The 22501-nt window shown below is 45.6% G+C and carries 17 protein-coding genes; 11 read left to right on the forward strand and 6 right to left on the reverse strand.

The annotated features are described in order from the left end of the window. The first annotated feature begins 11 nt into the window (after positions 1-11). On the forward strand, positions 12-704 hold the full coding sequence (gene rpiA / locus LZG75_RS07070; RefSeq protein ID WP_233923689.1) for a ribose-5-phosphate isomerase RpiA: 693 nt from the start codon (positions 12-14) through the stop codon (positions 702-704). On the opposite strand, the gene LZG75_RS07075 is transcribed toward rpiA, so the two are convergent. Together LZG75_RS07075 and argA are read right to left on the reverse strand one after the other, a co-directional pair. Beyond that, positions 670-948, reverse strand: a complete 279-nt coding sequence (locus LZG75_RS07075; protein ID WP_233923688.1) for an oxidative damage protection protein — start codon at positions 946-948, stop codon at positions 670-672. The two genes, rpiA and LZG75_RS07075, sit on opposite strands and share 35 nt — an antisense overlap. Before the next feature lie 44 nt (positions 949-992). Continuing rightward, positions 993-2408 carry an amino-acid N-acetyltransferase gene (argA, locus tag LZG75_RS07080; RefSeq protein WP_233923687.1) on the reverse strand — a complete coding sequence of 472 codons (1416 nt, stop codon included), beginning with the start codon at positions 2406-2408 and terminating at the stop codon, positions 993-995. Positions 2409-2473: 65 nt separating this feature from the next. Between argA and hrpA the strand changes: the two genes are divergently transcribed. The 10 genes from hrpA (at position 2474) to xth (ending at position 16107) form a co-directional block, all read left to right on the forward strand. Next, positions 2474-6397 carry an ATP-dependent RNA helicase HrpA gene (gene hrpA, locus LZG75_RS07085; protein WP_233936764.1) on the forward strand — a complete coding sequence of 1308 codons (3924 nt, stop codon included), beginning with the start codon at positions 2474-2476 and terminating at the stop codon, positions 6395-6397. A 61-nt stretch (positions 6398-6458) separates the two neighbouring features. Further along, positions 6459-7469 carry a cytochrome D1 domain-containing protein gene (locus LZG75_RS07090; RefSeq protein WP_233936774.1) on the forward strand — a complete coding sequence of 337 codons (1011 nt, stop codon included), beginning with the start codon at positions 6459-6461 and terminating at the stop codon, positions 7467-7469. Between the two features lie 69 nt (positions 7470-7538). Continuing rightward, entirely contained in the window at positions 7539-8258 is a 720-nt protein-coding gene (locus tag LZG75_RS07095; RefSeq protein ID WP_233936776.1) for a polysaccharide deacetylase family protein, read from the forward strand. A gap of 15 nt (positions 8259-8273) precedes the next feature. After that, complete coding sequence (locus tag LZG75_RS07100) at positions 8274-9242, forward strand: sterol desaturase family protein (protein ID WP_233923683.1); 969 nt, start codon at positions 8274-8276, stop codon at positions 9240-9242. 31 nt (positions 9243-9273) lie between these two features. After that, positions 9274-10131 carry an EI24 domain-containing protein gene (locus tag LZG75_RS07105; RefSeq protein ID WP_233936778.1) on the forward strand — a complete coding sequence of 286 codons (858 nt, stop codon included), beginning with the start codon at positions 9274-9276 and terminating at the stop codon, positions 10129-10131. A gap of 8 nt (positions 10132-10139) precedes the next feature. Then, positions 10140-11039: a molybdopterin-binding protein gene (locus tag LZG75_RS07110; protein ID WP_233936790.1), complete on the forward strand. Its 900-nt coding sequence runs from the start codon at positions 10140-10142 to the stop codon at positions 11037-11039. A gap of 197 nt (positions 11040-11236) precedes the next feature. Further along, complete coding sequence (glnA, locus tag LZG75_RS07115) at positions 11237-12655, forward strand: type I glutamate--ammonia ligase (protein WP_233923680.1); 1419 nt, start codon at positions 11237-11239, stop codon at positions 12653-12655. 35 nt (positions 12656-12690) lie between these two features. Further along, a complete protein-coding gene (gene glnL, locus LZG75_RS07120; protein WP_370634795.1) occupies positions 12691-13824 on the forward strand; it encodes a nitrogen regulation protein NR(II) in 1134 nt (377 codons plus the stop codon). Further along, on the forward strand, positions 13824-15275 hold the full coding sequence (gene ntrC, locus LZG75_RS07125) for a nitrogen regulation protein NR(I) (protein ID WP_370635400.1): 1452 nt from the start codon (positions 13824-13826) through the stop codon (positions 15273-15275). The genes glnL and ntrC overlap by 1 nt, the downstream gene beginning before the upstream one ends. After that, on the forward strand, positions 15268-16107 hold the full coding sequence (gene xth / locus LZG75_RS07130) for an exodeoxyribonuclease III (RefSeq protein WP_233936795.1): 840 nt from the start codon (positions 15268-15270) through the stop codon (positions 16105-16107). Before ntrC ends, xth begins: the two co-directional genes overlap by 8 nt. On the opposite strand, the gene LZG75_RS07135 is transcribed toward xth, so the two are convergent. From LZG75_RS07135 to LZG75_RS07150, 4 genes are read right to left on the reverse strand one after another with little or no spacing between them, the layout of a single operon-like run. Continuing rightward, a complete protein-coding gene (locus LZG75_RS07135) occupies positions 16104-18251 on the reverse strand; it encodes a M3 family metallopeptidase (RefSeq protein ID WP_233936799.1) in 2148 nt (715 codons plus the stop codon). The genes xth and LZG75_RS07135 overlap by 4 nt on opposite strands. 23 nt (positions 18252-18274) lie before the next feature. Continuing rightward, positions 18275-19132, reverse strand: a complete 858-nt coding sequence (folD, locus tag LZG75_RS07140) for a bifunctional methylenetetrahydrofolate dehydrogenase/methenyltetrahydrofolate cyclohydrolase FolD (protein ID WP_233923676.1) — start codon at positions 19130-19132, stop codon at positions 18275-18277. Positions 19133-19192: 60 nt separating this feature from the next. Beyond that, on the reverse strand, positions 19193-19840 hold the full coding sequence (locus LZG75_RS07145) for a response regulator transcription factor (RefSeq protein WP_233923675.1): 648 nt from the start codon (positions 19838-19840) through the stop codon (positions 19193-19195). Continuing rightward, positions 19803-22376 carry a PAS domain S-box protein gene (locus LZG75_RS07150; RefSeq protein WP_233936802.1) on the reverse strand — a complete coding sequence of 858 codons (2574 nt, stop codon included), beginning with the start codon at positions 22374-22376 and terminating at the stop codon, positions 19803-19805. Before LZG75_RS07150 ends, LZG75_RS07145 begins: the two co-directional genes overlap by 38 nt. Between the last annotated feature and the right edge of the window lie 125 nt (positions 22377-22501).

The raw sequence follows: 22501 nt of genomic DNA on the forward strand, positions 1-22501 counted from the left end.
GGGAGGCGGACGTGAATCCAGAAGAATTAAAACGCTTAGTGGCTCAAGCCGCTTGTGACGAAGTCTTAAAGCTGCCCGCTGGACAGTGTTTGGGTATTGGCACAGGCTCGACTGCCAATTGGTTTATTGATTTGTTAGCACCGCATCGCAACCACTTCGCTGGCGTTGTTTCAAGTTCGATAGCCAGTACGCAGCGCCTTATTCAGCAAGGTTTTTATGTTTTTGATACCAATCAAGTAGCTGATTTACCAGTCTACGTCGATGGGGCCGATGAAATTAATCCTCAGGGCCACATGATTAAAGGGGGTGGCGGCGCTTTAACGCGTGAAAAAATTATTGCGGCAATGGCCAAGCGCTTTATCTGTATTTGTGATGCCTCAAAACAAGTTGCTGTATTAGGCCGCTTTCCCTTGCCGCTGGAAATTATTCCCATGGCAGAGCCTTCTATTAGACGTACGATCGCTGCTTTAGGTGGTGACGGCCATTTGCGCATGGTTGGCACAACAGGTCAACCTTTTATGACTGATAACGGTGGCTGGATTGTGGATGTGCACGGTTTATCAATTAATCAGCCCGTGCAATTAGAGCTGCAGATTAATCAAATACCTGGAGTCGTTAGTGTTGGGCTCTTTGCCCAACGTAAAGCTGATTTACTCTTAGTCGGGAGCGCTACTGGGGTGGCGGCGGTGGCACATAGCCAGTAGCCATATCAGCGCCATCCTCAAAGAAATGTTTTTCAGCTTGCTTTAAGAGGTATTGGCGTGCGCGGGCATCGACCATATTCAGGCGATTTTCATTAATCAGCATTGTTTGGTGTTTAAGCCAGCCAGCCCAAGCTTCTTTTGACACTTGTTGCCAAATGCGCTTCCCTAATTCGCCCGGTAAAGGAGCAAAATCAAGACCTTCAGCTTCTTTATTGAGTTTGATGCATTGAACCATGCGTACCATGAAAAAACCTTTCTTTTAATACCAATATCGAGAGAAAATCAATTTTAGACGTTCTTAATCAAAACCATTGATTTACGATCCCAGTTATAAATTTCTTTACGCTCGATGGGTAAATCATCGACTGTGGCGCGCACAAAGCCCCGCTTTAAAAACCAATGTTCGGTACGGGTTGTGAGGACAAAAAGCTTGGTGATACCCTCATTTTTTGCTCTCATTTCAATATGCTTGAGGAGGCGCTCTCCATCACCCGAGCCTTGTACTTCGCTATCAACGGCTAAACAAGCGAGCTCGCCAACCTGATTCGGAAAAGGGAAGAGCGCAGCGCAACCAAATAACACCCGATCATGCTCGATAACCGAAAACCGCGCGATATCGCGCTCAATCACATCTTGACCGCGGGGCGCCAAAATACCTTCTTCTTCAAGCGGCATGGTGAGCTGCAAAATACCGCTAACATCATCTTGGTTGGCTTCGCGTAAATTTTCAATGTTGGAGGAGGCTAGCATCATGCCAATACCATCGTGAGTAAATAACTCTTCCAAAAGCGCGCCATCGCGATTGGCAGGTAAAAAATGTACGCGGTTGACGCCAGCTTTAACAGCTTGTGCGGCTAAATTCAGTAAGCTACGAAAACCGGGGAGTAATTCGGCATGGCTATTCACATAAGTGTTTAATTGCTCCAGCGACAATTCAGTTATGGGTTCGTGCTGCTCATCGCGCAGAGCGGGATAGGGCGTTAGAAATAAAATTTTGTCAGCCTTTAAGGCTGCAGCAGTCGCTGCAGCGACATCTTCATACGATAAATTAAATGCTTGGCCAGTGGGCGAAAAACCAAGCGGCGAGAGCAAAACTATTTTATTGCTATCAAGCGAGAGATTGATGGATTCAGCATCGACTTTGCGGACTAAGCCGGTATGAATAAAGTCGGTTCCGTCAACTACGCCAAAAGGCATAGCAGTTATAAAGTTTCCAGAAATAACTGAGATGCGTGAACCTGCCATGGGGGTGTTGGGCAAGCCGCGGCTAAAAGCGGCCTCAATATCTAGCCGTAATTCACCAGCTGCTTCTTTTACACACTCTAAGGCCGCAGCATCAGTAATGCGGTATGCGCTCATGGTGGCTTTGCCGTATTTACTTTTAATTTTGCGCAACTTAAGCTGCTCTTCAATTTGCGGGCGAATGCCGTGGACCAAGACAATCCGCATGCCCATGGCGTGCAGCATAGCAATATCTTCGATTAGGCTCTCTAAGCCAATTTCTTGGGCCAATTCGCCAGCAAAAGCAATGACAAAGGTTTTTCCACGAAAACTATGGATATACGGCGCAACATCGCGGAGCCAAGCAACAAAGGGGAAATCAGTGCCCGCAGGGATTGCAGCCAGGTTTAATGACGAAGTTTGCTGGGTAGTGGCGGCTAAGTCGCGCCGGTTTTGGTCGAGCTTAGGTGGATTCGCGTTCATAGTGAGAAAATTATAGGGTGCAGAAGCCGATAAACCAAACAAAATTCAACCCAGAGTCTCTACCTGTGTCCACTTCCAACACTTCTGAGGAGGCCAAAGCTTGCCTTCTTGCGATTGAGTTTCCCGAAGAATTGCCAGTTTCAGGTGAGCGTGAGCGGATTATGGCAGCTTTGCGAGAACACCAATTGGTGATTGTTTGCGGCGAGACTGGCTCAGGAAAAACGACTCAGCTGCCCAAAATTTGTCTTGCGCTTGGTCGGGGACGTGCTAATGGAGGGCGTTTAATTGGCCATACGCAGCCCCGCCGTATTGCTGCCACAGCAACCGCCAAACGCATTGCGCATGAATTACATTCCCCATTGGGTCAGGATGTGGGTTATCAAGTACGTTTTGCCGATAAGACTAGCTCTACCGCTTCAATCAAATTAATGACGGATGGCATTTTATTGGCTGAGACGCAGCGCGATCCACTCTTAAAGGCTTATGACACCATTATTATTGATGAGGCCCATGAGCGCAGTTTAAATATTGATTTTTTATTGGGATATTTGCGGCAACTTTTGCCCAAACGTAAAGATCTCAAAGTGATCATTACTTCGGCCACAATTGATGCGAATCGTTTTGCGCAACACTTCGCTATTAATGAAATGCCCGCTCCAGTTATAGAAGTGAGCGGCCGTTTATTTCCAGTAGAGCAACGGTATTTTCCTTTAGAGGGCGCAGGCAAAAAGGAAACAAAGGATTTGAGCGAGGGTGTAGCAGAGGCGATTCATGATTTATGGCGTGAGGGTGCTTTAGGTGCTGGGGACGCGTTAGTATTTTTACCAGGCGAACGGGAGATTCGCGAATGTGCTGAAGTGTTACGCAAAGATCCCCATTTGCAACAGCGTTTTCATCCCGAGGTCTTAACCTTATTTGCGCGTCAATCGGTGGCAGAGCAAGAGCGGGTATTTCAAACAGGGCATGGACGCCGCATTATTCTAACTACCAATGTTGCTGAAACATCTTTAACGGTGCCCAATATTCGCTATGTGATTGATAGCGGTTTAGCGCGAGTGAAACGCTATTCCTATCGTAATAAAGTGGAGCAATTACAAATTGAGCCCATTTCACAAGCCGCTGCCAACCAACGTGCAGGCCGCTGTGGTCGGGTTGCAGATGGTATTTGTGTGCGCCTGTATAGTGAAGAAGATTTTCTGGGGCGGCAAAAATTTACTGATCCGGAAATTTTGCGTAGCTCGCTAGCAGCAGTTTTATTACGCATGAGCGCCTTACATTTACCGCGTATTCATGATTTTCCTTTTTTAGATCGCCCATTGGGCAGAGCAGTAGCCGATGGCATGCAATTGCTAGATGAATTAGGCGCGATTGAAACGAGCGCTGAAGATGGTACTCAAGCAGGTGAAATTAAGCTTACTGCCTTAGGGCGTGAATTAACAGAATTACCGTTAGATCCAAAAGTTGGGCGCATGCTACTGGCGGCGCGAGATCATCAGGCCTTAAAAGAAGTTACTATTATTGTTTCTGCTTTAGCGACCCAAGATCCACGCGATCGACCGTTGGAGCAGGCAGCTGCTGCCGATGCAGCGCACCAACGTTTCGCTGACCCTAAATCTGAATTTTTGAATTATTTAAAAATTTGGAATTGGTATCAAGATGCCTTACATCATAAGCACTCTAATCGACAGTTAGAAAATTTATGTCGAAGTCAATTTTTATCCCCCCGCCGATTACGTGAATGGCGAGATGTTTATGGCCAGCTACATACTATGTTAGGCGAAAAGGGTTGGCGTGAAAATACGATACCGGCGACTTATGAGCAAATTCATTTAGCTTTATTAACCGGCTTATTGGGGCATGTAGCTAAAAAAGAAGAGAGTGATAAGACCACCACGCCAAATACTAAAGTAGGCTCCTATTTGGGCGCACGCGGAATTCGACTTTTTATTTGGCCCGGTTCAAGCTTGGGAAAAAAGGCCGGGGCATGGATTTTGGCAGGTGAATTACAAGAAACCACACGGATGTATGCCCGCACGCTTGCCAAAATTGAGCCACACTGGGTCGAACAAGTGGGCGCACACCGTTTGGTCAAATCTTTAAGTGACCCTTTCTGGGATAGTCGTCAAGGTGAAGTCATGGCGCATGAACGCGGTACCTTGTATGGGCTGTCGATTTACCATGGCCGCAAAGTCACTTTTGCTCCCCATGATCAAGCTGAAGCCCGTCAATTATTTATTCAAAAAGCCTTGGTTGAAGGGGAGATGTTTGGGCGGGTAGATACCCCGGCACTGGCGAAAGAAACCGAAATAGAGGCGCAAAAGCGCTATCCTCATAACTATGCGTTTTTCTGGCATAACCGCCGTTTAGTGCGGGAAATTGAGGCGCTCGAGCATCGCTCGCGTCGCCCAGATGTACTAGTTGACGATGAACTATTGTTTGCTTTTTATGCGGCACGTATACCGACGGAAATTTATAGTCGCCCTGGTTTACAAGCTTGGCTACAAAAAACGGCTACTGCTGAAGCGAGTTTACGTTTAGATAAAGCCGACTTAATGCGTCATGAAGCTGCAGGAATAACGGTCGATCGATATCCTCAGCAATTAGTCATGGGGGGCACTGAATTTACTTTGTCATATCACTTTGAGCCAGCTAGCCCAAAAGATGGGGTGACCTTAATTTTGCCTTTAACGCTATTGAATCAAGTAGATAGTCGTCGTTGTGAGTGGTTAGTACCTGGGATGTGCGAAGAGAAAACGCAAATACTAGTCAAGTCGCTCCCGCAAAAGTTGCGGCGTCATTGCGTACCAATTGCTGACTACGCTAAGGATTTTTTGGAGCGTAGGATAGCAGCGGATGAATTTGGTAAGGGCGATTATCTCGATAGCTTGATCTTGGATTTACGTCAAGTGAAGTCTTTAGAGGTAAAGCGTAGCGATTTTCGTCTTGAAGCGTTAGCGCCGCATTTGCTGATGAATTTTCGTTTACTGGATGAGCACGGTCGGCAATTAGAATTAGAGCGTAACTTGCCGCGTTTAAAAGCTGAGTTTGGTAATAGCGCCCGTCTTGCTTTTCAGGCCGTTGCGCTGGCGCCATCAGCCCTTTCTCGTACAGCCCTTAGCTCTGGCACTTATACCCAGTGGGACTTTGGCGAACTGGCAGAGACCTTAGAAATTCAAAAAGGAGGCAAAACCCTGTTTGGTTATCCTGCCTTAGTCGATGGCGGGGAATCTTGTGAATTAGCGGTATTTGATGATGTAGTTGAGGCACGTAAATTCCATTGGCTCGGTTTACGCCGTTTATTTGCGCTGAGTCAACGCGATACCCTAAAAGCCCTGCAAAAACAATTACCCCATGCGCGTGAAATTGGCTTGTTATTTATGCAAATTGGTACGGTAGAGAGCATCATGGAGCAGATTCTGAATTTAGCACTTGAACGAGCATTCATGGCAGAACTGTTGCCGAATAATCATGAGCAATTTCAAGCGCGTTTGCAAGCAGGCAAGCCACGGCTAACTTTAATTGCCCAAGAAATTGCCCGCCATCTCTTAGTCGCCTTGGAAGCCCACGCCGATGTACAGAAAAAATTAGCGCAAGCAAAAGCCCTTTCTGCTAGCGCTCATGCTGATATTACCCAGCAAATTCAGGGTTTGATTTTTCCGCGATGCATTGATGACGTGCCCTATACGCAATTAGTGCACTTACCCCGCTATTTAAAAGCCATTATTTTACGTCTTGATAAATTACGCGCTAATCCGGTGCGCGATGCCCAGGCTCAGCGAGAGTGGGAGGCCTTAGCGAGGCCTTGGCAAAAATTACTTCAAGGCCAGAAAGGGGGCGCATCTTATGTTTTAGATGAAGACGCGCGTTTACAAGATTTTCGTTGGCAATTAGAAGAGCTCAGGGTAGCCCTGTTTGCTCAAGAATTAAAAACTCCTATGCCAATGTCAGTTAAACGCCTCGAAAAGGTGCTGCAAAGCCTTTATAGGTAAATATAGCTAAGTCTTGATTCGTATCAAAGCCTGTTGTAGAGAGGGGATTTACAATGGGCTAATGAAATTTCTTTCCAGCGTTACTGTTTTTTTTGTCACATATTTGCTCTTTCCGCATTCTGGTCTTGCGCAAACTGTTACCCCACCCCTAGCGAGGCAAGGCGAGCCAAAGGTTGCCATCGTATTAAATTCAGGTGATGCCAGTATTAGCCTAGTCGATATGCAATTACGTGAAGTTATTAAAACTGTACCCATCGGGAAAGAGCCGCATCATTTAATGATGGCGCCTGATCAAAAAACCCTATTAGTGGCCAATGCGGTAGGCAATGATATTGCGGTTTTAAACGCTAACACTGGCGAGGTAAAAGGGCGTATTCCCAAAATCATTGACCCCTACCAAATTGGCTACTCACCAAATAGTCAATGGTTTGTAGTGAATGGGAATCGCTTGAATCGAGTAGATATTTATGCTGTGCAAGGCAATGACTTTACTTTAGCGAAGTCACTTACTTTGGCTAAAACTCCAAGCCACATTGCCTTTACTGCCGATAGCAAAATTGCTTTTATTACGTTGCAAGACTCTTCTGAGTTAGTGGCGATTGATTTAGCTAGTCAGACGGTATTGTGGAGAATGCCCACGGGACCAACGCCTGCCGGTTTATGGCTGACCCCAGGAGATCAATATTTATTGGTGGGTATTACTGGTGCTGATTATGTGGAAGTGATTGATTGGCGAACGCGCCAATCCATTAAGCGCATTGCGACCGGCAAGGGCGCGCATAACTTTAGACCTCAAGGCGATCGAAAGCATGTCTTTGTGAGTAATCGCGTAGCTTCAACGATTAGCTTAATTGATATGCAGACCTTAACTAAAGTGGGTGATATTACTGGTTTACCAGCGGGCCCAGACGACATGGAAATTACTCCTGATGGAAAAAGTTTATGGGTCACCTTGCGGTTTGCTAAAAAAGTGGCGGTGATTGATATTACGAGTATGAAAGTAAGCTCAATTATTCCAGTAGGTAAATCACCGCATGGCGTTTTCTTTTATCCGCGAGCTGCCTGGGAGTAGATTTTGCGTAGGCTCTTTAACTCGCTGCTGATTTTATTTTGTTTGACCAGTTTGGGGTGGGCACAAACTATGCCTACGTCAGTTTGCAATAAAACGGTGTACCTCACTTTTGATACTGGCAATATGGCAATGGCTGAAACAATTGCAGCTATTCTGCAGCGCCAGCAAGTACAGGCTACTTTTTTTGTGGCCAACGAAAAAACCAGCCGCGGAGATTTTTCTTTAGACGATAGCTGGCGCTCTTATTGGCAAAAATTAGCGCAAGCAGGCCATCATTTTGGCAGTCATACTTATGATCATCTGTATTTTCAAGGCGATGGCAAAGCTGGGTTTGTTCGTCTTAAGCCACAATTTGGTGCCGATGCAGGCATTGGCAAATGGTATGACGCCCCCGCATTATGTGCGGAGTTAAAGCGGGTTGATGGGCGCTTTCATGATTTAACGGGGCGGCATTTAGAGCCCATCTGGCGCGCTCCAGGCGGTCGAACTTCAGCTCGGTTAATTGCACTTGCTGAGCAGTGTGGATTTCAACATATAGCTTGGTCCAGAGCAGGGTTTTTAGGCGATGAGCTTGACTCGGCGCGCTTCCCTAATGCCGTCTTACTTGAGCAAGCTAGTAGAAATATTCAAGATGGGGATATTGCCATGGCTCACTTAGGTATTTGGTCACGTAAAGAGGCCTGGGCGCCAGCAGTTTTAGAGCCCTTGATTGATAATTTGAAACAGCGGGGATTTTGTTTTGCTACTTTACCTGTAATGACTGCTAAATCCCTGCCTCTTAAACCATAAGGCTGAAGTACGACGATGCTCGATTTTTTATCCCAGCAATATAGCCAAGCGCAAGAGGCTTTGTATCATTATTTGCTTGAGCCAGTGCTGTATCAATTTGGCTTAATGCATTGGGCAGAGGATGCTTTTGATGGCAGTGAATGGCTTTTATTAGGCTTACTACAAATTTTTCTTATTGCTTTTGGATTGCGCCTGTGGGAGAAATTGAATCCCGCTGAATTGCAAGTACGTCAGGCCAAGGGCATGTCGGCTGATGTGTTTTACACTTTTTTTCATCGCTTGGGTTTATTTCACGCAATCATTTTCATTGTTTTTGCCGATCTCTTTTTCCAATTTGAAGGGCAATTACACGACTGGCGTTTTGAGCGTTTTAATGTCGAAAGTTGGTGGCCTGGCATGACCTCAATTCCTTGGGTTAGCTTTTTGATTTATTTAATCATCTTAGATTTTGTTGATTATTGTTATCACCGTGCTACCCATTACTTTCGGTGGTGGTGGCAGTTACATGCTTTACATCATAGCCAAACTACCATGACAGCATGGTCGGATAATCGCAATCATTTTTTAGATGATGTGATGCGCGCCTTGGTTTTTGCGTTTTGCGCTTTAGTTATTGGAGTCAGCCCAGGTCAATTTATTTTGCTGGTGGTCGTCAGTCAATTTATTCAAAGTTGGCAGCATGCAAATGTAAAAGTGCATTTAGGCTGGGCTAAGTATTTATTGGTATCGCCTATTTTCCATCGGCGCCATCATGCTATTCGTCTGGGCTATGAAGCCAGCAATCAACCTGGAGTATTGGGCGGGTGTAATTTTGGTGTTTTATTCCCGTGGTGGGATATGATTTTTAAAACGGCTAATTTTGATCAGCAAGTTCACCCCACTGGCGTAGAGCATTTGCAACTTGCTAATGGCGTACTAAAGCATCAATGGCAGAGCTTAAAATTGGCTTGGCAGACTTTTTTTAAACGCCCTCATTCGCGTTAAAGGTCTAGAAGTAACTTTAAAGGGAGTTTAGATGGTTGGTTTTAGTAGCGTCATTCGTGCTTTGGGTTTGGCCTTGGTAGGTTCAATGCATCCACGTATGTTATGGCTAAGCTTTAGACCATTTTTAATGGCGGCAGTTTTTTGGGGTGTTTTGCTCTGGTTCGCTTGGTCGCCTGCGCTCGATTATTTACGAATTTTTTTAAGCGCTTCGATTTTTACTAGTTGGATCGAGCATGCCCTTGCTTGGCTTGGCATTGAAGGTTCTCAAACCTGGTTAGCACCGTTATTTTTTATCATGCTTTTAATGCCAGTTGCGGCGATTAGTCTTTTGCTAGTGATTGCTTTTACAACTGTGCCCGCCATTGTAAATAGCGTGACCGAGCAGCCAGCTTATGCTAATTTGGCGCTGCCTGTTGGCACCCGTTTATTTGGGGGGTTTTTTAGTGGCCTAGTCTATACCCTTTGGTCAAGTTTAATTTGCTTGGTTTTGGTTTTTCTTACTTTACCTATTTGGTGGATACCACCCTTGTTTGCAATCTTGCCACCTTTGTTATGGGGTTGGTTAACGATGCGTTTAATGACTTACGATGTTTTGGCGAAGCATGCCAGCACTGCTGAACGGCATGCCATATTAGAAAAATATCACTGGTCTTTATTAGTTATGGGTATTTTGGCGGGCTTACTGGGAGTGGTGCCTAGCTTCTTTTGGGCTACTTCGGTGCTAGCTTTAGTGTTATTTCCGTTTGTGTCGTTTGTGGCGCTGTGGGTCTATTCAATCATTTTTGTTTTTGCTGCTCTATGGTTTTCCCATTTCTTATTACAAGCCTTAATTGAACTGCGGAGTACGAGTACCGTTGACGTGATTGAGCATGACCCGTTGCATGGATAATTGCGTATATGTCTTCAATTAACCCAAGGCGTTCTGCGCAGAATAAGAGCCCAGAGCAGCAGATCTCCACTTCGGCCAATTCGCCGACTACAAGACGTTTTGGTTTGCTCGTTATTGGCGATGAAATTTTGTCAGGCCGAAGAAGCGATAAACACCTTGCCAAGCTGATTGAATTACTCAACGAACGGGGCTTGAATTTATCTTGGGCGCGCTATGTGGCAGATGATCCCGCGCAAATTATTCAAACCCTACAAGACACCTTTGCCAGTGGGGATGTGGTTTTTAGCACAGGCGGTATCGGTGCCACCCCTGATGACCATACCCGTGCTTGTGCAGCTAAAGCTTTGGGGTTAAGTCTAGCCCTGCATCCTGAAGCTAAAGTATTAATTGCTGCCCGAATTCAGGCAACTGCTGAGGGCGATCCGGTGAAGGCAGATCTGCATACGCCAGAAAATCAGCATCGCTTCAAAATGGGCGAATTTCCGCTCGGTTGTGAAATTATCCCTAATCCTTATAACCAAATTCCGGGTTTTCGGCTTCAAGAGCATCATTTCTTGCCCGGGTTTCCGGTGATGGCAGCGCCGATGATGGCCTGGTGTTTGGATCAGCACTATGCGGATTTATTTCACCGTAGCGAATGGGCTGAAAAAAGTTTTATCGTCCCCAGTGGCATTGAGTCAACCCTAACGCCGCTGATGGAGCAAATTGAGCGCGACTTTGCAGGCGTGAAGGTGTTTAGTTTGCCTTCGGTTGGCGACCCCTCGCGCAGCGGTATTTTTGCTAAACGCCATATTGAATTAGGCGTGAAGGGCGAGCAAAGCACCTTAGATCCAGCCTGGGAGGCTTTGCGCCAAGGCACCACAGCTTTGGGGTATGAAATTCATGATTTGCCAGCCCGCAGTACTTAATTCAGGCTGGAGAGTGAGGAATTGACGGGTAGTTCAATTTATGCACTAATTTAGTGCAATAATAATGCCTTCAACACCATGGTTTCAGTAAATTAGTCTTATCGGTATTCGCTTTTGGTTTGCTGCAAACAGGAAGCGTAGTTGATTTAAAGCCTGGAGCTTGTGAGATCCAGTATTTTTTCTTAGAGGAGATTTGCATGACGAAGACCGTCGCAGATGTGATGAAGTTAGTGAAAGATAAAGAGTGTACTTTTGTCGATTTTCGTTTTGTCGATACCAAAGGTAAAGAACAGCATACGACTGTACCAATTTCAGCTTTTAATGAAGATAAATTTGAGAGTGGTCATGCATTTGACGGCTCTTCAATTGCAGGATGGAAGGGCATTGAAGCATCTGATATGTTGCTGATGCCAGATCCAACCGCTTGCTATATTGATCCCTTTTATGAAGAGTCGACTTTAGTCATTACCTGTGATGTCATCGAGCCATCGGATGGCAAAGGATACGACCGCGATCCACGATCTATTGCGAAGCGGGCTGAAGATTATTTAAAAAGTACGGGCCTTGGCGACACCGCTTATTTTGGTCCAGAGCCTGAATTTTTTGTTTTTGATGGCATTCGCTGGGGCGCTGACATGCAGGGCTGTTTTGTCAAAATTGAATCGGAAGAGGCCCCCTGGTCTTCTGGCGCTGAGTTTGAAGGCGGAAATACAGGCCATCGTCCAGGCAAAAAAGGTGGTTACTTCCCAGTTTCGCCAGTGGATACCTTTCAAGATATGCGCTCAGAAATGTGTTTAATTTTGGAAAACTACATGGGCATTCCAGTTGAAGTGCATCACCATGAAGTTGCTGGACAAGGTCAATGTGAATTAGGGACGAAGTTCAGCACCTTAACGCAACGTGCCGACTGGACTATTTGGCAAAAGTACGTGGTGCAAAACGTCGCCCATTCTTATGGCAAAACGGCTACCTTTATGCCTAAGCCCGTGGTTGGTGATAACGGCTCTGGTATGCACGTGCACCAATCAGTCTGGAAAAATGGTGAAAACTTATTTGCTGGCAACGGTTATGCTGGCCTTTCTGAATTTGCTCTGTACTACATTGGCGGCATTATTAAACACGCTCGTGCGTTGAACGCAATTACCAATCCGGGGACTAATTCCTATAAGCGTTTGGTGCCTGGTTTTGAAGCACCAGTGAAGCTGGCTTACTCGGCCCGCAATCGTTCGGCCTCGATTCGCATTCCGCATGTGGCTAATCCGAAGGGTCGACGGATTGAAACGCGTTTTCCTGATCCGCTAGCAAATCCCTACTTAGCGTTCTCTGCTTTGTTAATGGCGGGTTTAGATGGCGTGCAAAACAAAATTCACCCCGGTGAAGCGGCCGATAAGAATTTGTATGACTTGCCACCAGAAGAGGATGCCAAAATTCCAACGGTGTGCCATAGCCTCGATCAGGCCTTGGAATGCTTGGATCAGGATCGTGAATTCTTAACCCGCGGTGGGGTCTTTACGAATTCGATGCTCGATGCTTACATTAGTTTAAAGATGGAGGAGGTTACCAAGTTTAGGATGACGACCCATCCAGTCGAATTTGAAATGTATTACTCGCTGTAATTTGTTTTTAAGAAGGAAAGATTAAAGGAAACAGCTTGAGCGCAAGTATCTTGCGCAATCCTTTCAAAGGGGCAGCTGCGGCTGCCCCTTTTGTTCCGGGATTGCTCGAACATTTACCCAATGCTTTGGTGGTATTTACTATGCCAACTTTTCAGTTGATTTATGTTAATCCCGCTGCTGAAGCTGCACTCGATCTGTCACGAAAATCGTTATTAGGTTATTCCATTCTAGATTTATTTGCGCACAATGAGGCTTTACAGCACATGATTACAGAAGTTTCAGCAGGCCGTGTAGCCACCAAGCGCCAAGAGCTAGTACTAGACCCTATGCCTAGCCGCATTCATCAAGAATCGATGCCAGCTCATGTGGTTATAGGGATGCTGGAAGAGCCTAACTTATTGATGATGGATTGGTTTCCTATCGATCAACAACTGCGTAGTGAGCGCGATGAAAGAGTGACTCAACAGGTAGAGGCCAATAAAGAACTCATGCGTAATTTAGCGCACGAAATTAAAAATCCATTGGGCGGTATTCGCGGCGCTGCACAGTTATTGGAATTTGAATTACCAGATAAAAATTTACGTGAATATACTCAGGTCATTGTTAAAGAATCCGATCGCTTACAAACCTTGGTCGATCGTTTGCTTGCGCCTCACCGTAAAGCCCATGCGATGGAAACTTTCAATGTGCATGAAGCCCTAGAGCGGGTTCGTAGCTTGGTATTGGCAGAATTTCCGCGTGGCTTAAGTATTGCGCGGAATTATGATACGAGCTTGCCTGATGTGACCGGCGATCAAGAGCAATTGATTCAGGCTGTACTCAATATTGTGCATAACGCTGCCCAAGCGTTACAAGATCAAATGAAACTCGGTACTGCCAAAATTGAATTAAAAACACGCATTGCCCGCTCGGTGACGATTGCGAAAGTGCGCTATAAGATGGCTTTTGATCTGCACGTCATTGATAATGGTCCTGGTATACCTGATGAGATTCGCGAACGCATTTTTTTCCCTTTAGTTTCTGGTCGAGAAGGCGGAAGCGGTTTAGGGCTTACCTTGGCGCAAACCTTTGTGCAGCAACATCAAGGCTTTATTGCCTGTGAAAGTCGCCCAGGCTTAACTGATTTCCAAATTCAAATTCCCTATCGTAAACAGGAGCTAGTAGCATGATAAAACCCGTTTGGATCGTGGATGATGACCAATCTATTCGTTGGGTCTTAGAAAAAGCGCTGACCCGAGAAAATATTCCCCATCGTAGCTTTACTAATCCAAATGATGTTTTAGACGCCTTAGAAAAAGAAACGCCTGAGGTATTAATTTCTGATATTCGGATGCCGCGAGGTAACGGCTTAGATTTATTGCAACAAGTAAAAATCAGTAATCCCAATTTGCCGGTGATTATTATGACAGCATATTCTGACTTAGATTCAGCGGTATCTTCATTTCAAGGGGGTGCATTTGAATATCTAACCAAACCTTTTGACATTCAAAAGGCAGTGGAATTAATTCAGCGGGCAGTCAGTGAGGGCTTGCGGAATAAGACGGGCTCTAAAGATCATGCTAGTTGGCGCAAAGATGTGCCAGAGATAATCGGTCAGGCACCAGCCATGCAAGAAATTTTTCGGGCGATTGGACGCTTAGCCCAATCCAATGCCACGGTTTTAATTAGAGGTGAGTCGGGTACGGGTAAAGAATTAATTGCACATGCACTTTATAAGCATAGTGCGCGCTCAAAAGGGCCATTTGTAACCTTAAACACAACGGCAATTCCACAAGATTTATTAGAGGCTGAACTATTTGGCAATGAGCGAGCACAGTTTGGCAATACCAAGGGCCTAAAACGGGGCGCTTTAGATCAGGCTGAAGGGGGCACCTTATTCCTGGATGAAATTGGTGAACTGCCGTTTGAATTGCAAACCCGTTTATTACGCGTGCTGACCGATGGGCATTTCTATCGCGCCGAAGGTACAGAGTCGATTCGTGCAAACGTGCGGGTGATTGCCGCGACCCATCATCAGTTAGAGGCGCGTGTGGCAGCCGGTTTATTCCGCGAGGATTTATTGCATCGCTTAAATGTGATTCAACTGCGTTTACCAGCGTTACGTGAGCGGGCTGAAGATATTCCCGCCTTAGCCCGTCACTTTATGTTGGCTTGCGCTAATGGCTTAAATATAGAACCTAAGCGGCTCGCAGATGAAGTGTTAAAAGAGATGAGTTTAATGTCGTTTCCTGGCAATGTTAGGCAATTAGAAAATTTGTGTCATTGGCTAACGGTCATGTCGCCTGCCAATATTATTAGCCTCAGTGATTTGCCAGCCGAGACCTTGGCCGATGCTGCGGCGCTTTCTGCGGTGACCGATATTGAGGCACCCTCGTCGGTGGGTCATGGTCAGCGCGCTAATCGGGACGAGTGGGATATTGCCTTGGGACGCTTAGCGATGAAAATGTTACAAGATGGTGATAAGAGTGTATTTGATACCTTAACACTACGCTTTGAGAAAGCGGTTCTGAAAGCCGCTTTAGAAGTCACCCGGGGCCGGCGCGTGGAGGCTGCTCAACGACTGGGAATTGGACGTAATACGATTACCCGTAAGCTCCAAGAATTGGATTTGAATGATTAGAATTGCAGCTTGGAATGTCAATTCCTTAAAGGTGCGCTTGCCACAGGTTATCCGCTGGTTACAAGAGCAGAATCAAGCCAAGACACCGATCGATGCATTATGTTTGCAAGAATTAAAACTCACTGATGATAAATATCCGCATGCTGAACTTGAAGCAGCTGGATATTTAAGTTTAGTAGCAGGTCAAAAAACGTATAACGGAGTTGCAATCTTAGTACGTCGAGGTGCTTTAGCAGCGATTTCTAGCAATGTTGAAACCACTTTTTTAAAGCCGACCCGCAATATTCCAGGCAGTACCGATGAACAACAGCGCATTCTAGCTGCAACCGTTTGTTTTAAGGGAGTTGCACCGCTACGCTTAATTTCAGCCTACTTTCCTAATGGACAGGCTCCTGGCAGTGATAAATTTTCTTATAAATTAGCTTGGCTTCGTGCCTTAGAGGGTTGGTTAAGCGATGAATTGCAACAGTTTGAGCGCTTAGCCTTATTGGGTGACTTTAATATTGCTCCTGGCGATATTGATGTGCATGATCCGCAAGCTTGGATTGGTCAAAATTTAGTTTCTGTAGAAGAGCGGGCTGCCTTTCAAGGGTTAATTCAATTGGGATTAGTCGATTCATTTCGTTTATTTGAGCAGCCCCCCAAAGTATTTAGCTGGTGGGATTACCGCATGATGGGTTTTCGGCGTAATGCTGGCATGCGCATAGACCATATTTTATTAAGCCAGCAATTAAAGGGTTTGTGTCGGGCGAGTTGGGTCGATAAAATTCCCCGAACCTGGGAGCAACCATCCGACCATGCTCCGGTGGTGGCAGAAATTGCTGGCATTTAAGCCGCTGTCGTTAAGCCGCCATGTCGAAGTAAAGCATCGATACTCGGTTCACGACCACGAAAAGCTTTAAATGATTCAGCCGCAGGACGACTACCACCAACGGCTAAAATTTCTTGTCGATAACGTGCGCCAATTTTAGTATCGAGCACACTACCACTCACCTTGGCGGCATCTTCAAAGGCGGAATAGACATCGGCAGACAAGACTTCTGCCCACTTATAACTGTAGTAGCCTGCCGCATAGCCACCAGCAAATATATGACTAAAACTATTAGGCCAGCGCGAGATTGGCGCTTGGGGGAGGACATTTAAACGCTCATTTATTGCTGCAGCAAGATGAATGATTGCAGAATGATTGGCTTCTTTGGCATCAAAATTAGCGTGTAAGTACCAATCGGTGAGCGAAAGAACAATTTGGCGCAAGGTGCTTAAACCATTGTGGTAATTCTTAGCTGCTAACATTTTGTCAAATAATGGCTTGGGTAAGGGTGCCTTAGTATCAATATGGGCCGTCATATTTTTGACGACGTCCCATTCCCAACAAAAGTTTTCCATAAATTGGCTAGGCAACTCTACGGCATCCCACTCCACACCATTAATGCCAGATACCCCTAGCGCTCCCACCTGAGTGAGCAGGTGGTGCATGCCATGACCACTTTCATGAAACAAAGTGATGACATCATCATGTGTAATAGTGGGTTCACGCTTAACGCCATTAATCTCGAGAGGCGGAGGAAAGTTACAGACTAAGTAGGCTATCGGAATTTGAATGGTGCCATCAGGTAATTCACGGCGTCCCCGTGCATCATCCATCCACGCACCACCCCGTTTTCCCGAGCGGGAATAGGGATCCAGATAAAAATAAGCGATGGTTTTGCCATCTTTCTGATTGACGGCAAAGGATTGCACGTCGGCATGCCAAGTAGGTAAATTCGCAGGCAGTATTTTTACGGTAAATAAGGTTTCGATCAAGCCAAATAAGCCATCTAGCACCTTAGGCAAAGGAAAATATTGCTTCACTTCATTTTCGGAAAAAGCATAGCGGGCTTGTTTCAGCTTTTCTGAAGCAAAGGTAATATCCCAAGGCTCTAAGCCTTCCTGACTATCGTTACCAAGATTTAATTCGCGTTTAGCAAAATCTTGCAGCTCATCCCAATCGGTTTGGGCAAATGGTTTAGCGCGGCTTGCAATATCCTTTAAAAAATTTTCAACTTCACTAACGCTACCTGCCATTTTGGCAGCTAAGCTAAGAGCTGCATAATTTTCATAACCCAAGAGCTGTGCTTCTTCATGGCGTAAGCGCAGTTGCTGCAGCATATTTTCGGTGTTATCCCAAGCTAGTTGCCCATGACCATATTGCGGACCTAGTTCTGAAGCTCGAGTTAAATAAGCCTCACAGAGCAGACGCCGTAGTGCTCGATTTTCGGCATATTGTTGTACGGGGTAATAGGCAGGAAAGTGCAAGGTAAAGACCCAACCTGTTAGCCCTCTTTGTTTTGCTTGATCGGCAGCAGCAGCTAAGGCATCGGCGGGCAGACCCTGTAATTCCTGTAGATCGACGACGTGATGAAAAAAGCCATCGGTTGCATCGAGCACATGATCAGAAAATGCTTTGCCTAATTGCGCCTGCTCATCTTGAATAGCTGCAAAGCGTGGTTTTATTGCAGCCGGAAGCTCTGCGCCTCCTAAACGAAAATCACGAATAGAATTTTCTAAGACTTTTTGTTGCGCCGGCTGAAGTTGTTTGAAAGCAGGGCTTTGTTGTAGTAATTTAAAACGTTCATATAGAGCAAGATTTTGGCCGAGGTCGCTAAAAAACGCGGTAACTTGGGGCAGCATTGCGCCATAAGCTGCACGCAATTCAGGGGTATCGGCCACGCTATTCAGATGACTAACCACCCCCCATGAGCGACTCAAGGCCTCTGTAGCATCTTCAAGTGGTTCAATTAAAGTATTCCAACTGAGTTGCGCATTGGGGATAGTGTTGTAATCTAGCGCGCGCTGCACGGCTGCTTCGGCCTGTTGCAATAGCCAGGTGATTGCAGGATCGATATCGGCCGGCTGAATCGCCGGATAATTTGGAATGCCGCGGCCAAAGTTCAGTAAGGGATTGCCGCTGGAGGCAGGACTGCTTAAATCGCGCACGACTTCCAAAACTCCAATTCCAGTTAAGACAATTTGACCGCTTTTTCGGCTGCTTCAATGGTATTCATTAAGAGCATTGTAATGGTCATTGGCCCTACGCCTCCAGGTACAGGGGTAATCCAGCCAGCGACATATTTAGCTGAATCGAAGTCGACATCACCACATAATTTACCGTCAGGCAAGCGATTGATGCCAACATCGATGACTACCGCACCCGGTTTAATCATGGCTCCAGTAATCATTTTAGGTTTGCCAGTGGCTACCACAAGCACATCGGCATCTTTAGTATGGTGGGCTAAGTCACGGGTTTTACTATTGCAAATTGTGACGGTCGCACCCGCTTGGAGTAATAACATCGCCATGGGTTTGCCCACAATATTCGATGCACCAACCACGACGGCTTTTGCGCCACGTAGCGGGTATTCAATGCTTTCTAACATTTTCATACAACCATAAGGAGTGCAGGGAATGAATTCAGGTGCACCCACCATTAAGGCACCAGCATTGGCGATATGGAAGCCATCCACGTCTTTTGGCGGGGTAATTGCTTCGAGGACCCGTTTTGAATCAATATGTTCAGGCAAAGGTAATTGCACCAAAATTCCTTGAATGGAGGGATCAGCATTTAAAGTGGCGATACGTGCTAGTAGCTCTTCTTCGGATAATTCGCTTGCGTAGCGCTCTAGAACAGAATGAAAACCAGCTTCCTCGCAAGCCTTAACTTTATTTCTGACGTAGACTTGGCTGGCAGCATTTTCGCCTACCAAAATAACTGCTAAGCCAGGGCGTAAGCCTTTAGCTGTAACAATGGCCGCACGGGCCGTAATTTCGGTACGTAGCTTTTTTGATAAAACATTTCCATCGATTAACTGGGCTGGCATAATGAACTCTTTGGTTTAGGTGGAAATAAAAAACCAGTTTACCAGTTATTTATCGGATGATCAACTTCCCTGAGACTCGGATAAAGCGAGACGCAGAAGGTCAGCAACTGTGCTGACATTCAACTTTTCCATAATATTTGCGCGGTGGGCTTCAACCGTTTTAATAGAAATACTAAGGTCGTCAGCAATTTGCTTATTGAGTCGGCCAGAAACAATGCGTTCGAGTACTTGGCGCTCACGGCCAGTGAGTTTTCCTAATAGACTCTGGGTTACTTTGCGGTTGCTAGCTAAGGAGTAATCGGCACGTGCTTTCATTAACATTCGTTCAACTAAATGACAGAGCTCATTTTCTTTAAATGGCTTCTCGATAAAATCAACGGCACCCCGTTTCATGGTGGATACCGCCATAGAGACATCGCCATGCCCCGTTATAAAGGAGACTGGCATTGGTAAATTTTCAGCGGTGAGTCGTTCTTGTAATTCCAGCCCCGACATACCTGACATACGAACATCTAGAATGGCACAGGAAATAGTGGATTTATCGGTATTTTGTAACGATTGTAAAAAACGTTCAGCGCTTGCATGACAGCGCACCGTGTAGCCGTTACTTTCTAAGAGCCAAGTTAGAGAATCACGAACGGCTTCGTCGTCGTCAACAACGTATACAACCTCAGCTTGACTGGTTTTCGGGGTATTGCTTTGGATCATCATGGTTCTCGCTTAAATTCTCAGACAGCTCTATGGGTAATAGGATTGTAAAGGTGCAACCAAAAAGGCGGGCATGTTCTGGATCTAGCTGATTTTTGGCCCAGAGGCGGCCATGGTGTGACTCAATGATAGAGCGACAAATATTCAGCCCCATGCCCATGCCATCATCTTTAGTACTAAAAAAAGGCTCAAACATCCGCTGAATCACGGCATCTGCTATACCAGAGCCTGCATCTGTCACTTGAATACGTAGGGCAGTTGGGTAGGTCTCAGGATCTAAATCAGCAGTAATTTTTACCGGCGGGGCAGACCAGCGTGAAGGTAGGGGGTAAGCATCTCGCAAACTATCTAGGGCATTTTTTAAGAGATTAACGAGAACCTGCTCGATTAAGACGGGATCGAGTTCGATACGCGGCAAATTAGGCATGATCTCAGCCACAATTGAAAACCGATGGCGATTCGCTTCAATCTCTAGCAGATCAACCGCATTGCCAATAATTTGGGCGATATCGCAGCTTTTTCTTTGTGGTTCACTGCGTTTAACAAAGTCTCGAATGCGCTGAATAATGGTGCCAGCGCGCAAGGCTTGGGCGGAAGCTTTTTCTAAGGCTGGCATTAGCTCAGCTATTAGACTGGAATCAGAGTAGGTTTTTAATCGTTTGGCTACGCCCATGCAGTAATTAGAAATAGCTGACAAAGGTTGATTAAGTTCGTGCGCCAGTGAAGAAGCCATCTCACCCATTGTTGTTAGGCGACTGGTAAATTGCATCCTTTCATCCTGTTGGCGCGCTAAATCTTCGGCTTGTTTACGGAGCGTAATATCGGTAGCAATGAGTAGTTGCGCCAAATGACCATCGACCCAGGGAATATATCGCCCGCGTACTTCATACCAAGATGGTTCACCATCCATTAATTGCACTTCATGTGAATCGCTGCCCGTATTTTGATTGAACTCCGATTCAGGTAGGCCAGCAAAAACATCAACACTATCATCTTTCATATCATGAATGACATGGGGGCTCATCTCATCGGCATTTAAACTAATGTGGCCTTTTTCAGTAGGACCAAAGCGTTGTCGATAAAAACGATTGGCAAATAATAATTTGCCGGTTTCTAGAGAGACTACTGAAACTGCGGCATCCAATCCTTCCAAAACCGTGACAAAGCGTTCTTGCGTTGCCGTTAATTCTTCGCGAATTTTTTTGGGTTCAGAAATATCCGTAATCGAAGTGACCCAGCCAGTTTGCAAACCTTTTTCGTTTAGCAGAGGAGCGGCATAGGTACGCGTATTGATACGTACGCCATTACGGCGTTGTAGTTCGCCTTCAATACCTGCTTTCATCAATTGATGATTTTGCTCTTGTAATACCCGTTCCATATTGGTGCCAAGCTGATCATGCTTATCGGCTGGCCAGAAGGGAAAGGGCGGTACTAGGCCAATTAATTCTTCACTAGAGTAGCCTACCATTTCACAAAAAGCCCGATTCACATAGGTAATACGTTTTTCCATATCGTGAGCGCGAATTCCAATTGGCGTGGAATCTTCCATGGCGCTACGAAAACTCGTTTCCGCACGCAAGTTGGTTTCAATTTTATTACGTGCTTGAATTTGTTTTAAGACCGACCATAAACTCCAAATAACGAATGCACTTAAGCCAATCACGACGCCAAGTAGCATTCTAAAAGTAAGATTAGTTGGGGGTGGATAGGTATCTACTTTTAAAATTAAAGTGGGGCTAAAGGCGCCTAACTCAAGACTAGTTTCATTACTCAGCGCCCGAGTTGGGGTATTTCGATCCGAAGAAATGGCCAGCACATTACCGGAATAATTTAGCAAGGTAAAGCGATATTGACTTTTTAGTTCCGTGGGAATGATGTACTCTAAAATTCCATGGGCGCTATATAAAACCGCCAGAATGCCTGCGCCCTCGCCTTCGATGGTAGTGGGTACAGTTTGCCAAAATACGGTTTGTCGCTCGAGCGGAATGGGTTGATCGGTATTCGATTGCAGGCTAATAATTTCGCTATACGCTGGACGATTGGTTTCCCTGCTTAAAATTATTGCCCGTTTTAATTGCCGCTCGATTGTTTCGGCATTAGGTGACTGATCAAACCAATCAGTCGCTTGCGAGGGTAAGGGAATCATCCATTGCCGTAAATTATTTTCATTAAACCAAATTAATTGGCTAATCTCATGGTTATTGGCGACAAAGGCTTCAGCCTGTTTTAATACTTTTACTTGGGCATTGTTATCGGTGTTGGCCTTAGCCAGCTCTTGACTCATTGCCACTAATGCTTCTGAGTTTGTTAAAAAACGCAATTGAATGCGTTGCTTTACAAATGAAAGCTCTCTGAAGAGAGCATTTTCTTGCTGGGAGCGCTCTTGCATTTGGAGCGTTCCCAAAATAATGCCTATCGCCAGTGTAAAAATAATAATTGCTAATAGCGGTGTAAAGACAATGCGTGATGCCCGCAACTTTGTTAAAAGGTTGCGGTTAAAGAGTTTGGCTGCGAAGAGTTGTTTGAGGGAGCGCATGGGGCGTATAGAGATTACCCTTATTCTGCCTTATTCCCAAGTTGATTTGCAGCGCAATATAATTCCATATTATGATAAATACTATCATTATGTGGAATATTTCTTGTCAATATAACTTTCTCTTC

The sequence above is a fragment of the Polynucleobacter sp. IMCC30063 genome, from assembly GCF_021395235.1.
Taxonomy (GTDB): domain Bacteria; phylum Pseudomonadota; class Gammaproteobacteria; order Burkholderiales; family Burkholderiaceae; genus Polynucleobacter.

Coding starts and splice junctions, on each gene's coding strand:
- LZG75_RS07075 (WP_233923688.1), bottom strand. CDS start 948: ATGGTACGCATGGTTCAATGCATCAAACTCAATAAAGAAGCTGAAGGT.
- argA (WP_233923687.1), bottom strand. CDS start 2,408: ATGAACGCGAATCCACCTAAGCTCGACCAAAACCGGCGCGACTTAGCC.
- LZG75_RS07090 (WP_233936774.1), top strand. CDS start 6,459: ATGAAATTTCTTTCCAGCGTTACTGTTTTTTTTGTCACATATTTGCTC.
- LZG75_RS07095 (WP_233936776.1), top strand. CDS start 7,539: ATGCCTACGTCAGTTTGCAATAAAACGGTGTACCTCACTTTTGATACT.
- LZG75_RS07100 (WP_233923683.1), top strand. CDS start 8,274: ATGCTCGATTTTTTATCCCAGCAATATAGCCAAGCGCAAGAGGCTTTG.
- LZG75_RS07105 (WP_233936778.1), top strand. CDS start 9,274: ATGGTTGGTTTTAGTAGCGTCATTCGTGCTTTGGGTTTGGCCTTGGTA.
- LZG75_RS07110 (WP_233936790.1), top strand. CDS start 10,140: ATGTCTTCAATTAACCCAAGGCGTTCTGCGCAGAATAAGAGCCCAGAG.
- glnA (WP_233923680.1), top strand. CDS start 11,237: ATGACGAAGACCGTCGCAGATGTGATGAAGTTAGTGAAAGATAAAGAG.
- xth (WP_233936795.1), top strand. CDS start 15,268: ATGATTAGAATTGCAGCTTGGAATGTCAATTCCTTAAAGGTGCGCTTG.
- folD (WP_233923676.1), bottom strand. CDS start 19,132: ATGCCAGCCCAGTTAATCGATGGAAATGTTTTATCAAAAAAGCTACGT.
- LZG75_RS07145 (WP_233923675.1), bottom strand. CDS start 19,840: ATGATCCAAAGCAATACCCCGAAAACCAGTCAAGCTGAGGTTGTATAC.
- LZG75_RS07150 (WP_233936802.1), bottom strand. CDS start 22,376: ATGCGCTCCCTCAAACAACTCTTCGCAGCCAAACTCTTTAACCGCAAC.